Origin of the sequence: Brucella oryzae, from assembly GCF_041929965.1 — a bacterium.
GTDB classification, from domain to species: Bacteria; Pseudomonadota; Alphaproteobacteria; order Rhizobiales; family Rhizobiaceae; genus Brucella; species Brucella oryzae.
In genome coordinates this window covers 151,503-167,785 of record NZ_JBHEEO010000008.1, presented here as the reverse complement: position 1 = coordinate 167,785, position 16,283 = coordinate 151,503, and the positions used below count along the sequence as shown (strand labels likewise).

The following is a 16,283-nucleotide window of genomic DNA, read 5'->3' as shown; positions in this document are numbered from 1 at the left end:
CATCTCAATGAAAGAAACATTCATTCACCCCACCGCTCTGGTAGAGCAGGGTGTGGAACTGGGGCAGGGTGTGTCTGTCGGCCCCTTCTGTCACATTCAGGCTGGCGCCGTCATCGGCGACAATTCGGAATTAATGAGCCACGTCGTGGTAACCGGTGCGACGGCGCTCGGCGCAGGGGGAAAGGTTTATCCACATGCCGTTCTGGGATGTGATCCGCAGAACAACAAGCATAAGGGGGGCCCTACCAAGCTGAATATCGGCGCGAACTGCCTTATCCGCGAAGGCGTAACCATGCACAAGGGGTCGGACAGTGCGCGGGGTTATACTTCGGTAGGCGATAACTGCTCGTTCCTGGCCTATGCGCATGTAGCCCATGACTGCGATATTGGCGATTACGTTACATTCTCCAACAACGTGATGATTGGCGGTCACACAACAATTGGACACCACGCTATTCTGGGAGGCGGTGCGGCTATACATCAGTTTGTGCGCATTGGGCACCACGCTTTCGTTGGCGGTATGGCTGCTGTTGTAAGCGATCTTATCCCTTATGGTATGGCGATTGGTGTGCATGCCCATCTTGGTGGATTGAACATCATCGGCATGAAGCGCTCGGGTATGGAACGTAAAGAGATTCATAATCTCCGTCACGCTGTTCGGATGCTGTTCGATCGCACAAAACCAATTCGGGACCGTGCCAGGGACGTTCTGATTGCCATACCGGACTCTCCGGCTGTCATTGACATGATCGATTTCATCAATGTCGATACCAAGCGTGCCTATTGTACACCTCCGCTCGATGCGGTCCATGGTGGGGCCGGGCATGACAGCGGCGAAGATTGAGCAAATGACGCGTCTCGCAGGTAATGCGGGGCGTGTTGCGATTATCGCCGGCAACGGCCTGCTGCCGATCAATGTGGCCGAAGCCCTCGCAGTTGCAGGGAAGTCGCCTTTCCTCGTACCATTGCGAGGAGAAGCTGACCCGCTACTTTACAAATACGAACATCAGGAAATTTCGATCGTAGAGTTTGCAAAGCTCGTGCGGTCGATGAAGGCTGCCGGTGTGGATCGGGTTGTCCTTGCTGGTGGAGTGACTAACAGACCCCATGTCAGCGACCTGAAGTTTGACTGGCCTACTTTACGTGCGGTGCCATACGTTTTGCGTGCACTGGGGCAAGGCGATGATGCTTTGTTGCGTGCGTTCATTGGGCTGCTGGAATCCTTTGGTTTCAAAGTTGTCGGATCTCATGAGGTCGTCCCTGATTTGCTTTCGCCATCACCGGCTCAAGTTTTGACTCGAAAGGTGCCAGACGCCCGAGAGCGTCGTAATCTTGAACTCGCGATGGAGTCTGCGCTTCGATTGGGCGATCTCGATGTCGGGCAGGGCGCAATTGCAGTTGGTGGGCGTGTCGTGGCGCTTGAAGGAGCTGAAGGAACAGACCAAATGATTGAGCGTGTGCGCGAGTTGCGGGCTGCTGGCCGCATACCGCGCCGCGGCGGCGTGCTGGTCAAGATGGCGAAGCCGCAACAGGATGAGAGGGCAGACCTTCCGACTATTGGTATCTCGACGGTAGATAATGCAGCGCAGGCTGGATTGTTAGGAATAGCGGTTGAGGCGGGCAGGACATTCATTCTAGGCTTTGGAGAAACCATCGCTGCGGCAAACGATAAAGGCCTCTTTATAGAGACGGTCAGTCGCGAGAGAAAGGACAGTAGGAAGTGAGCACTACCAGCCGGCCGTTGAAAATAGCAATCGTGGCCGGTGAAGAATCCGGTGATCTTCTTGGCGCTGATCTGATTGATGCGCTGCGAGACCAGACGGACCGTCTGGTCGATATTGTGGGGGTCGGTGGCGATCACCTTGCAGCCCGGGGGCTGAAATCTTTCTTTGACCCACACGAGATTGCCCTTATGGGATTGGGAGCAATTCTCAAGAATTTGCCGGGCCTGATGCTGCGTATCAGGCAGACAGCGCAGCGCATTGTTGCGGAGAAGCCGGATTGCGTCCTGCTGATCGATAGTCCCGAATTTACACATCGTGTTGCCAGAAAAATCAGGGCTGCAAATCCGTCAATTCCGATCGTGAAATATATCGCGCCGAGTGTGTGGGCGTGGCGACCGCAACGCGCACGGGCGATGAAGGCCTATTTTGATCACGTGCTGACGATCCTTCCGTTTGAAGTCGAGGTCATGCAGCGGTTGAGCGGGCCGGATGCCACCTATGTGGGACACCGTCTATCGAGCTATGAGCCGATAGTGCAGGCACGCGCCGAGCAAAAAGCCCTTGAGGCGCAGCGAACGGACGAATCCCGGAAGACATTGCTTGTTTTGCCGGGTTCTCGTCGCACGGAAATCCAGATGCTCATGGAGCCATTCGGACAGGCGGTCGGCGAACTTGCCGCTCGGGTTGAAAAGCTCGATGTCATTCTGCCCACATTGCCCCGCATTGAGGAAATGGTGCGGGATCTTTCCAAGAACTGGGCCGTCAAACCGCTCATTGTGCCGGGCGATGAAGAAAAATGGAAAGCCTTTTCCAGAGCAGATGCTGCGCTTGCTGCTTCCGGCACGGTTTCGCTGGAACTGGCACTGTCGCGCATTCCAAGTGTGCTTTCCTATAAGGCGGATTGGTTTGCGCGCAAGTTTCTGATGCCGAAGATTACGATCTGGAGTGCGGCCCTGCCCAATATCATCGCCGATGAACCAGTCGTGCCTGAATATTTCAATGAGTTTGTTCGTCCGGGAATGCTTGCCCGCAATCTCGAGCGGCTGATGCGGCCCGGATCGGCGCGCCAGGCGCAACTGGATGGGTTTGACAGGGTGGCTTCGATCATGGCGACGGAGCAGCCGTCCGGCGAGATTGGAGCGCGGGTCATTCTGGAACTGGCAGGCGTTTCCACGCGCTGATTTGTCGATGCGATAAAGACATGAAAAAACCCGGTTGCTTTTGGCAACCGGGGTTTTCTTGTAGCTCTGGTGCTTATTTACGCTTTGCGAGCGGCACGTAATCGCGTTCGGCAGCGCCGGTATAAAGCTGGCGCGGACGGCCGATTTTCTGCTGCGGATCCTCGATCATTTCCTTCCACTGAGCGACCCAGCCGACGGTACGGGCGAGCGCAAACAGAACGGTGAACATTTCGGTCGGGAAACCGAGAGCCTTCAGGGTGATGCCGGAATAGAAGTCGATGTTCGGGTAGAGCTTCTTCTCGATGAAGTATTCGTCCGTCAGGGCGATCTTTTCGAGTTCCATTGCGACGTCGAGCAATGGATCGTCCTTGATTCCGAGTTCGCCCAGAACCTCATGGCAGGTCTTCTGCATGATCTTGGCGCGCGGATCGTAGTTCTTGTAGACGCGGTGGCCGAAGCCCATCAGGCGGAACGGATCGTTCTTGTCCTTGGCACGGGCAATGAATTCTGGAATGCGGTCAACGGAACCGATTTCCGCCAGCATGTTGAGCGCAGCTTCGTTTGCACCGCCATGGGCCGGACCCCAGAGGCAGGCAACGCCTGCAGCAATACATGCAAAGGGATTAGCGCCTGACGAACCGGCAAGACGTACGGTCGAGGTCGAGGCGTTCTGCTCATGATCCGCATGGAGGATGAAAATACGGTCCATCGCGCGAGCCAGAACCGGATTGACCTTGTAATCTTCACATGGAACGCCAAAGCACATGTGCAGGAAATTCGATGCGAAATCTAGGTCGTTCTTGGGGTACATGAACGGCTGACCGATATGGTACTTGTAGGCCATAGCGGCGAGTGTCGGAACCTTGGCGATCAGGCGAATGGAAGCGACCATACGCTGATGTGGATCGGTAATGTCGGTCGAGTCATGATAGAAAGCCGACATTGCACCAACGCAACCGACCATCACAGCCATGGGATGGGCGTCACGACGGAAACCGGTAAAGAATTTCGTCATCTGTTCGTGAATCATCGTGTGGCGCGTAACACGATAGTCGAAGTCAGATTTCTGGGTTGTGGTCGGCAGCTCGCCGTAGAGAAGCAGGTAGCAGGTTTCGAGAAAATCACCATGCTCGGCGAGCTGATCGATCGGATAACCGCGATAGAGCAGGGTACCTTCATCACCATCGATGTAAGTGATCTTGGATTCGCACGATGCCGTGGACGTGAAGCCCGGATCGTAGGTGAACATCTGGGAATTCTTGTAGAGTGGACCGATATCAACGACGTCTGGCCCGACAGTGCCTTGTCGCACAGGCAGGTCGAATGTTTTGCCTTCTAGTGTAAAGCTGGCTGTCCTATCTGACATCGTGTTTCCTTTCATGTCCACTTTGCCGCCCGCACGACGGCAGAATTGTAATCGTCGTTATAATTTGTCTTTTATCTCTTGTATGGTCCCGGCCTGCGGGGACCATCAGCGTTTCGCGCATTATCCTAACGATTTTGCCCGTCAAACTATCCCAAACGGTTCGTGATGCAATGCGTAATTTGAACTATTTACGCCGGTTTTGTCACGTCAGCGTGAATGTTTCCACCTTAACCGATTTGATCGCGAATACGTCCTAGAGACTCTTCACGTCCAAGGACGAAAAGCACGTCGAACACACCTGGAGAGGTGGCGCGACCGGTCAATGCTGCGCGTAGAGGCTGTGCAATCTTGCCCAGTTTCAGCCCGGTTTTCTCTGCGTGAGTTCGTATGACTGCATCAAGAGCTTCAACGGTCCATTCGCCTGCTGCTTCTATATCCGGGAGCACGGATTTAAGGACTGCGCGGCCTTCTTCATTCAGAAGCGAGGCTGCCTTTTCATCCAGATCAAGAGGACGGGCAGCGAAGATGAACTTCGACCCGTCGGCCAGTTCCACCAAGGTTTTGGCACGATCCTTTAGGCCCGGCATAGCGGCGAGCAATTGTGCTCTTCGCTTTTCATCCAACGCGTCGGCAATTTCTTTACCACCTTCGATTTCCGGCAGAACAGCGATTAGCGCATCATAAAGCGCCTTGTTGTCGCTGGCGCGCATATAGAGGCCATTGATTGCCTCAAGCTTCTGAAAATCGAAGCGAGCCGCACCCTTGTTGATATCCTTCACGTCGAACCATTCGATCATCTGTTCGGTCGACATGATTTCGTCGTCGCCATGGCTCCAGCCGAGGCGTACGAGATAGTTACGCAGGGCTGCAGGCAAATAGCCCATCGCACGGTAGGCATCCACACCCAAGGCGCCATGACGCTTGGAGAGTTTTGCACCGTCCGCACCATGAATAAGAGGGATATGCGACATTTGAGGAATGTCCCAACCCATCGCATTGTAGATGACGGTCTGTCGCGCCGCATTTGTCAAATGGTCGTCGCCGCGAATGATATGTGTCACACCCATATCGTGATCGTCGACAACGACTGCATGCATGTAAGTCGGCGTGCCATCGGATCGCAGAATGATGAAATCATCGAGATCCTTGTTCGGGAAACGTACGTCGCCCTGCACTGCGTCCTGCACGAGGGTTTCGCCTTCCTGCGGGGCCTTGATCCGGATTACCGGCTTTACACCAGCTGGCGCTTCAGACGGATCGCGATCACGCCAGCGACCATCATAGCGCGGTGGACGGCCTTCAGCGCGTGCTTTCTCACGCATTTCTTCCAGCTCTGCTGGCGTAGCATAACAATAATATGCCTTGCCAAGAGCGACGAGTTCTTCCGCCACTTCGCGATGGCGAGGTGCGCGTTCGAACTGCGAGATGGCATCGCCATCCCAATCCAAGCCCAGCCAAGTCAAGCCATCGAGAATGGCAGCCGTCGCAGCGTCTGTGGAACGTTCCCGGTCGGTGTCTTCGATGCGCAGCAGCATCTTGCCACCATTGTGCTTGGCATAAAGCCAGTTGAACAAGGCAGTACGCGCACCACCAATGTGCAGATACCCCGTGGGAGAGGGGGCAAAACGGGTAACAACCGGTTTCGACATGATAGCTCCACTATGTCGTGCGCCTTTTTTAGAGCAGCGGCGAATGCCGGAGACACAGGCGCGAACTTGAATTCCAATGCCTGCGCGAGAATGCCCGGCAGGTAATCGGGGTTCGTGATGAGAACCCTCTCGATTTCGGCTGCGGTTCATGTAGCATAGGCAGCATCATGCGCAAGGGTTTCGCATCTCTTTCGCACCGATGTGCCGTTGTTCTTTCGGGGTATTTCGACGGTCTGGGCTAACTTTTGCGGTCAGGCGGGGGCATGACAGGCATCAGGGAAGCGAGTGATGTAAACGAACGGGCGCTTGTGAAGAACATGCCCGATGGTTTCGTGCGCACCCTGTTGCCCGAAGTGTGGCCCTCCAATGAAACAGGGCCTTCGGCACATTCGGCGCCTGTCCAGCCTCCCGCACCCAAACTGCGTGAACGTCTCCTGTCCGTCCCCCTCATTGCTCGGGAACAGATCAGGACAGCAATCGAAACTGAAGCCGGACGCGGCGCCTTCTTTCTTTTGCTGCCGGTTTTTGCCGGCATTGGCGCGATCATCTATTTTACGCTTTCGTTCGAGCCAGCATGGACACCGCTTCTGTCCATGCTCGGAATTGCTATTCTCTTGCGAGTTGCGACGCGCAGGCATTATGTCGCCGCGCAGTGCATGGCGTTCGCTATTGCGTTGTCGGCCGGTCTTGTAGTCGGCAAATGGGAGACAGAGCGGCGTGCGACGCCGATGCTGGGCTCCGATGTCGCAACACGTATAACGGGCCGGGTGGTTGCGCTTGAATATCAGGATAATGGAAGCTGGCGGATAACGCTCGATGTCCTCCAGACCGAGCGCCCGAAGCTTCGCTTTCCGCCAAAACGCGTTCGTATCAATGCAAGGGATATTCCGGCCTCGACGTCGATCGGCAGCGGGCTTACAGGTTTCGTGCGATTGCGTATTCCGTCGGGTCCGGTTCGCCCCGGCAACTATGATTTTTCGTTTCACGCCTATTTCAATGGTATCGGGGCCAATGGCTTTTTTCTCGGAACACCCAAAGTGGCGGCGGTTTCTCTGCCAGACGAACTGACTGCGGAAATTTCTCAGTGGATCGCCATGTTGCGTGTTCGGGTTTCCGAACGGATTGAAGAGGTTATCGGCGGAGAGGATGGAAGCGTGGCTTCGGCGCTTGTGGCGGGCACGCGTGCGGGGATCAGCGAAAAGACCAATGACGATCTGCGCAAAGCAGGCCTTGCACATATTCTGTCGATCTCCGGTTTGCATATGGCGCTCGCTGCCGGTGTTGTCATGCTGACGCTGCGGTCTCTCTTTGCGCTGTTTCCGGCTTTCAGTGTGCGGCATCCCGTGAAAAAATATGCAGCCTTTCTCTCCCTTTTGAGCTGCACCTTTTATCTTGCCATGTCGGGCGCCGATGTTGCGGCGCAACGAAGCTATGTGATGATTGCAGTCATGCTCGGAGCCTTGCTGGTTGATCGTGCTGCGATAAGCATGCGCAATCTCGCCATCGCAGCCCTTGCCATGATTGCCATTTCACCGCATGAGATATTAGGGCCGAGTTTTCAGATGTCTTTTTCTGCTACGGCCGCCCTGATCGCGGGATATGCGTGGTGGAGCGAGCGTAATGCAAGAAAATATGTCGGCAAGGAAAGGCGTGGAAAGCCCACTCATAGTTTCGGGGGAAAAATCCTGAAGCCGGTCACTGCGGCGGCGGGTACTTCGCTCGTCGCGGGATTGGCGAGCGGAATTTTTGCCGCTTATCATTTCAATAATACTGCGCCGCTGGGCTTGGTGGGGAACGTTCTCGCTGAGCCTGCAATCGCACTTCTCGTGATGCCATTTGCTGTTTTCGGTCTTGTCCTGATGCCGTTGCAACTGGATTGGGTACCATTGCAGATCATGGGATGGGGTATTTTCGCCGTCAGACATATTGCCGCCTTTGTTGCGGCGTGGTCACCTGACGGCAATCCGGGTGCAATGCCTGCACTCACTCTCGTTTTGTGGACTATTGCGCTTGTTCTGGCGGTTGTTCTGTCGACCAGATTGAAGGCGCTGGCACTCCCCTTCATTGTACTTGGTTTTGCTGCTTTCGTCAGGGAGCCTTTTCCGGACATTGTGGTATCAGAAGATGCCAAGCTGGTGGGAGTCCGACTGACTGATGGGAGATTTGCAGTTAATCGGAGCCGTCCGTCGCAATTTACAGTCGACAATTGGAAAACCGCATATCTGGTCGAAGAATTCATCGCACCGCCATCGGGCAAAAACAGAAAACGAACCGATGTGGACGGATTCGAATGCGAAGATGGATTATGTACGATCAGTTTGCGCGATGGTCGCACATTGGTCTACACAGCAGATGTTGCAATGCAAGAAATCGCCTGTAATATCGGCGATGTGGTCATTCTGGCTGTTCCCGGTAAAGAAGCTTCGTGTGGACGCTCCACGACTCTGAGCATCAGTAAACGCGATCTGGCGTTAAAGGGATCTGTAGAGATAAGACTCGGGAAAGCACCGGAGCAAAACCGAGCTCCTGAGGCTTTATCCATAGTTTCTCCTGAAGCGACGGAAGTCGATGTAACACAGCCAATATTTGATCTGCAACGCGACAGCCGAATAACATTTGCAATCAATACGCCGAGCCGTCCCTGGCATATGCATCGCATCCATTCGCGTCCGGCACGTGGTTTGGCCGAGCGCGAATACAAACCAAAACCCCGCCCGCCCAAAAATGCAGTGAATTGTTCATCCGGCGCAGACCGTAACGCAAATCTCTGCGAATGATAATAGAGCGCTTCCAGTTAAAAGAACCATGCCTTCGCTCAATCTTTTTGCTTTGCATTTTCCTGCGCAAAGCCGTTTTTCACTTTGCTGGAAACACCCTAATAGCGGCGGATCAGGCCAACAAGCTTGCCTTGAACCCGCACTCGGTCGGGGCCAAAGATTCGTGTCTCATAGGCGGGGTTGGCTGCTTCGAGTGCGATGGAAGCACCTTTGCGACGAAAGCGCTTCAATGTCGCTTCTTCGTCATCGACGAGAGCGACCACAATTTCACCGGGATTTGCGGATTCGCCACGCTTGATAATGACCGTATCTCCGTCAAAAATTCCAGCATCGATCATTGAATCGCCTCTAACCTCAAGAGCGTAATGCTCACCCGCGCCAATCATTTCTGGCGGAAGGCTCAGGGAATGCGTCTGATTCTGGATGGCTGAAATAGGCACACCAGCAGCGATTCGCCCCATGACTGGCACAGAGACTGTTGCGGATGTGTCGTCATTGGTCGCAACAGAGGTAGGGCGTGACGGTGAAGGCGGCGGTGGTGCTTTGCCCAGGCTGCCTTCGATAACACTGGGAGCGAACTTCTTTTGTGCGTTGAGTCCCGGAGCAATAGAATCCGGCAGACGCAGGACCTCAAGTGCACGTGCCCGGTTTGGCAGCCGACGGATGAAGCCACGCTCCTCCAGAGCGGTGATCAGACGATGGATACCCGATTTCGAAGCCAGATCGAGCGCTTCCTTCATTTCATCGAACGACGGTGGAATGCCCGTTTCTTTTAGACGTTCATGAATGAACAGCAGAAGCTCGTGCTGTTTACGGGTTAACATGCGCGACACCCTCCCGGCCAAGAATTGAGAAAAACAAAACCAGAACGAACACTATATGTTCCAGTCTTGTTCTGCAATGGTTTTAAAAGCATTAACGCTCAAGACGAGATTGAACGGATTGTTTCAGGACGGGCGCATCATCTATGCGCTACTTCAGATACTGATCCGAATAACATATATTCTATCGTGAGTTAGATCAGTTTTCTCATGCTTTAGTGATGGCAGATAACATGCTGAATCTAGAGCATAAGGACACGACAATCATCGCCGAGAGCGGCTGCGGGAGCGTTCTCGTCTCTGATGAGAAGCGCTTTTGAGCCGACGAGTGCCGAAAGCATAGACGAATCCTGAACTGGAAATGGCTTCGCTATCAGTGTTCCGTCCGGAGTTGATTCGACCGTGGCTCGGATATAATCGCGGCGGTAGTCATTCGCAGGCAGGACAGTGCCCAGTTTTGCAGGCCGGATATCGGCGTCGAAGTTAGTTCCGGCAAGCTTGGCGACAAGCGGTCGAAGAAAGACGAGGCTGCAGACGAGGCTGGAAACAGGGTTGCCGGGCAAGCCTATGATATGCACGATTTTGCCGTTCACGCTGATGTGTCCATACATCAGGGGCTTACCCGGCCTCATGGCGATCTTCCAGAAATCGAGATTAACGCCCAATTTTTGAAGCGCGCCGTGCACAAAATCTCGGTCACCGACCGACGCGCCGCCAATCGTAACCAGAATGTCGATGCCGCTTTGCAGGCTATCTGCTATTGCCTGTTCAATCTTGGCAGGATCATCTGGAATGATTCCTTTGTCTTCCGGGCTGCCGCCAGCCCGCCTGATAATTTCAGCGATTCCGACGCTGTTCGATGCAACAATCTGGTCCATTCCGGGTGTTTCACCCGGCGCGACGAGCTCATCACCGGTCGCAACGATTGCCGCCTTTGGTTTTTGAAATACATCGATTCTCGCATTGCCGCTTGCAGCGGCTAACGATAGGGCGGCGGCGTCCAGCTCTCGTCCGCTCGAAATGACGACGTTACCGGGCGAAAAGTCGAGGCCCGCGCGACGTATATGCCGTCCTGGCTCTATTCCTTCATGAACGGTGAGCCGGTCATCCGAACGCTCGGTGTGTTCTTGAATGACAATTGTGTCTGTGCCTTTGGGCAGTGGCGCGCCGGTAAAAATGCGGACCGCCTGTCCGATCCCCAATTCGCCTTCGAATCGATTGCCTGCTGCCGATTCGCCGATGATGTCGAACTCAACAGGATAAGCGATGTTCTCCGGGGCGATCAGGGCATAGCCATCCATTGCCGAGCCGTCGAAAGGCGGCTGTAGAAAATGTGCCAACACAGGTGTTGCAACCACGCGCCCACCTGCATCCGACAAAGCGATTTGCTCTTTACCGTGCGGTTCCGCAGACTTCAGGATGCGGGCCAGTGCTTCATCGACCGGGAGAAGGGACATGGTGTTTCCTCTCGAACTGAATTGTGGACCCGTTTAGAGCATAAAGCCTGTCTGGAAGAATTGATCCAGAACAAGGTTCAGCGATTATGCCGTCCAATCACCGGATTTGCCGCCGCTTTTTTCGGTAACGCGGATGCCGTCGATCTCCATATGTTTGTCGATGGCTTTGGCCATGTCATAAATGGTAAGACATGTGACGGAAACGGCGGTGAGGGCTTCCATTTCCACGCCAGTGCGCCCTTTGAGCTTGGCGAGTGCGCGAACGCGCAGACCGGGCAGTGCCTGATCCGGTTCGATTTCGACAGAGATTTTGGTCAGCATAAGCGGATGGCAGAGGGGAATCAGGTCAGCAGTCTTTTTTGCCGCCATGATGCCTGCCAGACGCGCGGCGCCAATGACGTCACCCTTCGCGGCATTGCCTTCCAGAATGAGCGCCAGCGTTTCCGGCTTCATTCTGACCGATCCTTCGGCTACGGCTTGGCGTTCAGTTTCATCCTTCGCCCCAACATCCACCATATTGGCAGCACCGGTCTGGTCGATATGGGTGAGCTTGGACGTCATCGATCAGGCCCTGCCGGTCAGGAGTTCACGGGTAGCCGCCGCAACATCAGCCTGGCGCATCAGGCTCTCGCCGATGAGGAAGGTCCCGATTCCGGATTTTTCCAAACGCAGGCAATCTTCGTGTGTGAATATGCCGCTTTCACCAACCAGAACACGATCGGAAGGTGCCATTTTCGACAGACGTTCCGAAACGGCGAGATCAACCTCGAATGTGCGCAAATTGCGGTTATTGACGCCGAGTAGGCGGGATGAAAGCTTCAGCGCACGTTCCATCTCGGTTTCGTCGTGCACTTCGATGAGTGCGTCCATGCCAAGCTCGAATGCAGTTTCTTCCAACGCCTTTGCCAGATCGTCATCGACGCTTGCAAGAATGATCAGAATGCAGTCAGCACCCCAGCTACGGGCTTCATGAACCTGATATGTATCGAACAGAAAATCCTTGCGCAGGGCCGGGAGATTGCAAGCGTTACGAGCTGCTGTCAGAAACTCCGGTGCTCCCTGAAAGGATGGCGTATCCGTCAGCACGGAGAGACATGCAGCACCGCCAGCCGCATAGGCTTTTGCGAGTGCTGGCGGATCGAAGTCCGGGCGGATAAGGCCCTTTGATGGGCTTGCCTTCTTGATCTCGGCGATCAGCGCGAATTCATTGGCAGCGCGTTTTGCCTCCAATGCTTTTAGAAAACCGCGCGGCGCTTCCTGATCCTGTGCACGTGCCTTCAAATCGGCGACGGTGCACTCGGTCTTGGCCGCGGCGATTTCTTCGCGCTTGTAAGCCTCGATCTTACGCAGAATGTCGGTGGACATGACTTAATCCTTTCCGTCAGGCCGCTTTGTCGTTCGAAACAGCAATCACTTTCTGCAAGACAGCAAGCGCTGCACCGCTGTCGATGGAGTGCGCCGCGAGTGCGATGCCTTCTTTCAGATCCTTCGCTTTGCCCGCAATGACGAGTGCCGCGCCCGAATTGAGCAGGACGATGTCTCGATAGGCATTTTTATCGCCTTCAAGTACACCCAGAAGAGCTTTTGCGTTCAGCGAAGCTTCGCCACCCTTCAGTTCTGCCGGATCGCAACGACGGAGTCCAACTTCTTCCGGCGTGATTTCAAAGGTACGGATTTGACCATTTTCCAGAGCGGCAACTTGTGTCGTGCCCGCGGTGGTCATTTCGTCAAGCCCGTCGCCATAAACAACCCAAGCTGCTTCGGAGCCTAGTTCCTTGAGCACTTCAGCCAACGGTACGAGCCATTGCGGTGCAAATACGCCAACAAGCTGACGCTTGACACTGGCCGGATTGGAAAGAGGGCCGAGGAGATTGAAAATGGTACGTGTTCCAAGTTCGACGCGGGAAGGTCCAACATGGCGCATGGCGGAATGGTGCATCGGTGCAAACATAAAGCCGAGGCCGGCTTCGGTGATGCTGCGGCCGATGATATTCGCGTCCGCCTCGATATTGATGCCGAGCGCGGCCAGCGCATCGGCGGCACCCGAACGAGAGGAGAGGGCGCGGTTGCCGTGCTTGGCAACGGGGACACCGGCACCGGCGACAACAAACGCTGAGCAGCTTGAGACATTGTAGGAGCCGGATTGGTCTCCGCCGGTTCCAACGATATCGATTGCGTTGGCGGGTGCCGAAACTGCCAGCATTCGTGAACGCATGGACGCAACAGCACCGGCAATTTCCGATACGGTTTCCCCCCGCACGCGCAATGCCATCAACAATCCACCGATCTGCGATGGGGTTGCCTGTCCCGACATCATGATATCGAACGCGGCCCTGGAGTCCTGGAGCGAAAGCGGCTCGCCTGATGCGGCTTTCGCGATATAGGGTTTTAGATCAGCCATTTTGGATGTCCACCGTCCTTAAAACGCCAAAGCGTTGTTGATGACGGTCTGATTTATCTTCACCGGGTACTGCTTCTGCAATTCGCCGACGAGCTGTTCGAGAACATCATCCGAGAGCGAAGTCGCCAGATACTTTTGCTGCTGTTCCGGAATAGCTTCCGGTCCGGCTCCTGCGGGTTCGGTTACTTCAACAACCTTGAACAGAATCTGGGCATCGTCCGAAGGCGCAGCCGCGCTACCGGTGAACCCATTCGGCCCCCGGAAAATCTGCGCTGCGGCAGCCGTTCCGATATCGGCATCATTGGTGGTACGGACAACGCCTCGCTTGGTCTGCTTCTCTACGCCCAGTTCGGAAGCGATCGTGTCGAGTGTCGCACCGCCGTCGAGGCGCTTCTTGAGTTCTTCCACACGCTGGTTGAGACGCTTGACGGCCTCTTCAGCCTTCCATGCGGCTACAACCTTGTCCTTGACTTCATCAAGCGTACGGTCGCGTGCCGGGGTGATGCCATCAACCTGATACCAGAGATAGCCGATATTGCCCATGGTAAGGGCGTCGTTATCAAATCCCTGATCCGCCTGGAAGGCAGCGGACAGCAGTGCTTCGGAATTGGGTAACTGAACGGGATTGCCGGAAGGATCGTTGCCCTCCACATCAACGGCTTCCACCGTGACCGACTTGAGGCTCAGCTTCTTTGCTACATCGGCCATGGAAGCACCGTCAGAGCGTTCCTGCTCATAAGAGTCATGAATGCCGCTGATATTGCTTGCTGCGATATTGTTAGCAAGCGTGGTGCGAATTTCCCCTTCAACTTCGGCAAGCGGCTTCACGTGTGCCGGCTCAATCTGCGTCACGCGCAGGATAACGGGGCCAAAGCTGCCCTTGACGACCGGGCTCACGCCATTTTCCGACAGTGCAAAAGCTGCATCGGCAACGGCCTGATCGGGAATAGCCGACTTCTCGAATGTGCCGAGTTTGAGATCGTCTTCCGTTTTGCCCTGTTCCTTGCCGATATCGACAAAGCTTGTTCCTGCGGCGATTTTCTTCTGGGCAGCTTCAGCCGCAGCGTCGTCGGCAAAGCTCAATTGTTCGATGGTGCGCTTTTCGACCGTGCTGAAGCGGTCCTTGTTCTTTTCATAATATTCGTTGATTTCATCCTGCGTGACGGCAGACGGATCGGCAATATCCGCCGGTTCCAGCTTCACGTAGCTTATCTTCCGGTATTCCGGCGCCTTGTACTCGTCCTTGTGCGCGTCAAAATAGGTCTTGAGCGCATCGTCGGACGGGGCGGGGATAGAATCGGCTTTTTCAGCCTGAATAGTCACATAATCAACGCTGCGGGTTTCGCCCTGATAAAGGGCCAGCGCCTTCAATGCCGCATTCGGGAGCTTGATGCCATCGGTTGCCGCTTCCACGATTTGCTGGCGGCGGGCGACTTTCGCCCGATTATCGAGATAATCCTGTGCGCGGATGCCCGACTGGCGAAGCACTGCATCGAACTGCGCGCGATTGAAGTTGCCGCTTGCATCGTGGAAGGCGGGATCTTCACCGGTCAGCCGGGCAATTCCGTCCTTGGAAAGACCAAGCTGCATATTCCGCGCAGCTTCATCCAGGACCACTCCGGCGGCGAGCTGGGCGAGCACCTGGTTTTCGACGCCGAGCGCCTGGGCCTGTTCACGCGTCAGACGCTGGCGAAACTGCTGTGACAGACGCATCATCTGTTGCTCGTAGGCGAAACGATAATCGGTGGCGCTTACTTCGGAACCGCCAGCCGTCAAGGCCGCGTTGCCTGACAAGCCACCGCGAAAGACATCGGAGATGCCCCAGATCGCAAAGCTCAGTACAAGCAGGCCAAGCAGAAGTTTGGCGACCCAGGATTGAGCGGCGGAGCGCAGGCTGTCGAGCATTGGAAACCCTTCAAGAATAAATCGAAGCTCGGCTTATATAGATAGAGCCAGTCACGGGATAACCTCAAGCCATCCCTATATGCAAGGTCTCATTGCATGTAGGCACTCAAGAACATTTGCATTGCGGCACGAATACGCTTAGTCAGTGGCAAATTTTGGCGCTGGTCCGATCTTGCGAGGTGGCCGCGTCTGCTGTTTTGAACAGGTGAGGAGAATGAAATGACTCCGGGAATCCGTCCGCTGGTTGCTGGCAACTGGAAGATGAATGGTACAGGAGAATCCCTGACCGAATTGCGTGCGATTGCTGCTGGTCTAAGCTCTGATCTTGGTCGCAAGCTCGATGCAGTTATCTGTGTGCCGGCGACACTTCTTTCTCGTGCAGCGGAAACACTTGAAGGCGAAACCGTTGGTCTTGGCGGACAGGACGCTCACCATAAAGTGTCCGGCGCGCATACGGGCGATATTTCTGCGGCGATGCTCAAAGAGGCAGGCGCCACACATGTCATCATCGGCCATTCCGAGCGTCGGACTGACCATAATGAAAGCAATGATGCCATTCGTGCCAAGACCGAAGCCGCATGGGCTGCCGGACTGACCTCTATCGTTTGCGTTGGCGAAACCGCCGATGAACGCAAGGCAGAGCGCACGCTGGACGTGATCGGCACGCAGCTTGCCGGTTCCTTGCCGGATGGTGTCGATGCTGAGAATACGATCATCGCCTACGAGCCGGTTTGGGCAATCGGCACGGGGCTGACGCCGACTGTGCAGGATGTACGCGCCGCGCATGCCTTCATGCGCGAGCAGCTGACCGAACGTTTCGGTTCAAAGGGCGCGCATCTTCGCCTGCTTTACGGCGGCTCGGTCAAGCCTTCGAATGCGATGGAATTGCTCGGTGTTGCCGATGTCGATGGCGCGCTTGTCGGCGGTGCGAGCTTGAAGGCAACCGACTTTCTCGCCATATGCGAAACCTATCGTAATTTGTAACCGGCACATCGCGTCTGT

13 protein-coding genes are annotated in these 16,283 nt (G+C 55.2%); 5 read left to right on the top strand and 8 right to left on the bottom strand.

Annotated elements, in window-relative coordinates; genetic code table 11:
* Nucleotides 1-7 precede the first annotated feature (7 nt).
* The 3 genes from lpxA to lpxB are packed head-to-tail and all read left to right on the top strand — an operon-like array spanning nucleotide 8 to nucleotide 2,905.
* The gene (gene lpxA, locus JNC70_RS11100) at nucleotides 8-844 is read left to right on the top strand and encodes an acyl-ACP--UDP-N-acetylglucosamine O-acyltransferase (protein ID WP_104756355.1); all 837 of its coding nucleotides are present in this window, start codon (nucleotides 8-10) and stop codon (nucleotides 842-844) included.
* Complete coding sequence (locus JNC70_RS11095; protein WP_104756429.1) at nucleotides 825-1,724, top strand: LpxI family protein; 900 nt, start codon at nucleotides 825-827, stop codon at nucleotides 1,722-1,724. Before lpxA ends, JNC70_RS11095 begins: the two co-directional genes overlap by 20 nt.
* On the top strand, nucleotides 1,721-2,905 hold the full coding sequence (lpxB, locus tag JNC70_RS11090; protein ID WP_104756354.1) for a lipid-A-disaccharide synthase: 1,185 nt from the start codon (nucleotides 1,721-1,723) through the stop codon (nucleotides 2,903-2,905). Before JNC70_RS11095 ends, lpxB begins: the two co-directional genes overlap by 4 nt.
* Before the next feature lie 73 nt (nucleotides 2,906-2,978).
* Here lpxB and gltA read toward each other — a convergent pair whose 3' ends face one another.
* Both gltA and gltX read right to left on the bottom strand, forming a co-directional pair.
* Nucleotides 2,979-4,271 (bottom strand): citrate synthase, encoded by a 1,293-nt coding sequence (gene gltA, locus JNC70_RS11085; RefSeq protein ID WP_104756428.1) that lies wholly within the window; start codon nucleotides 4,269-4,271, stop codon nucleotides 2,979-2,981.
* Nucleotides 4,272-4,498: 227 nt separating this feature from the next.
* Nucleotides 4,499-5,920, bottom strand: coding sequence for a glutamate--tRNA ligase (gene gltX / locus JNC70_RS11080; protein WP_104756353.1), 1,422 nt, complete (start codon nucleotides 5,918-5,920; stop codon nucleotides 4,499-4,501).
* A 263-nt stretch (nucleotides 5,921-6,183) separates the two neighbouring features.
* On the opposite strand from gltX, the gene JNC70_RS11075 reads away from it, so the two are divergent.
* Nucleotides 6,184-8,697, top strand: a complete 2,514-nt coding sequence (locus tag JNC70_RS11075) for a ComEC/Rec2 family competence protein (protein WP_104756352.1) — start codon at nucleotides 6,184-6,186, stop codon at nucleotides 8,695-8,697.
* Nucleotides 8,698-8,795: 98 nt separating this feature from the next.
* Here JNC70_RS11075 and lexA read toward each other — a convergent pair whose 3' ends face one another.
* From lexA to JNC70_RS11045, 6 genes are all read right to left on the bottom strand, one after another.
* Entirely contained in the window at nucleotides 8,796-9,521 is a 726-nt protein-coding gene (lexA, locus tag JNC70_RS11070) for a transcriptional repressor LexA (RefSeq protein ID WP_104756351.1), read from the bottom strand.
* 239 nt (nucleotides 9,522-9,760) lie between these two features.
* Nucleotides 9,761-10,975: a molybdopterin molybdotransferase MoeA gene (locus tag JNC70_RS11065; protein WP_104756350.1), complete on the bottom strand. Its 1,215-nt coding sequence runs from the start codon at nucleotides 10,973-10,975 to the stop codon at nucleotides 9,761-9,763.
* Nucleotides 10,976-11,059: 84 nt separating this feature from the next.
* A complete protein-coding gene (gene moaC / locus JNC70_RS11060; RefSeq protein WP_104756349.1) occupies nucleotides 11,060-11,536 on the bottom strand; it encodes a cyclic pyranopterin monophosphate synthase MoaC in 477 nt (158 codons plus the stop codon).
* Nucleotides 11,537-11,539: 3 nt separating this feature from the next.
* Nucleotides 11,540-12,340 (bottom strand): indole-3-glycerol phosphate synthase TrpC, encoded by an 801-nt coding sequence (trpC, locus tag JNC70_RS11055; RefSeq protein WP_104756348.1) that lies wholly within the window; start codon nucleotides 12,338-12,340, stop codon nucleotides 11,540-11,542.
* A gap of 16 nt (nucleotides 12,341-12,356) precedes the next feature.
* Nucleotides 12,357-13,376: an anthranilate phosphoribosyltransferase gene (gene trpD / locus JNC70_RS11050; protein WP_104756347.1), complete on the bottom strand. Its 1,020-nt coding sequence runs from the start codon at nucleotides 13,374-13,376 to the stop codon at nucleotides 12,357-12,359.
* Between the two features lie 18 nt (nucleotides 13,377-13,394).
* A complete protein-coding gene (locus JNC70_RS11045; RefSeq protein ID WP_104756346.1) occupies nucleotides 13,395-15,281 on the bottom strand; it encodes a peptidyl-prolyl cis-trans isomerase in 1,887 nt (628 codons plus the stop codon).
* A 219-nt stretch (nucleotides 15,282-15,500) separates the two neighbouring features.
* Here JNC70_RS11045 and tpiA point away from each other — a divergent pair, with 219 nt between their 5' ends.
* Nucleotides 15,501-16,265, top strand: coding sequence for a triose-phosphate isomerase (gene tpiA / locus JNC70_RS11040; protein ID WP_104756345.1), 765 nt, complete (start codon nucleotides 15,501-15,503; stop codon nucleotides 16,263-16,265).
* Nucleotides 16,266-16,283: the final 18 nt, after the last annotated feature.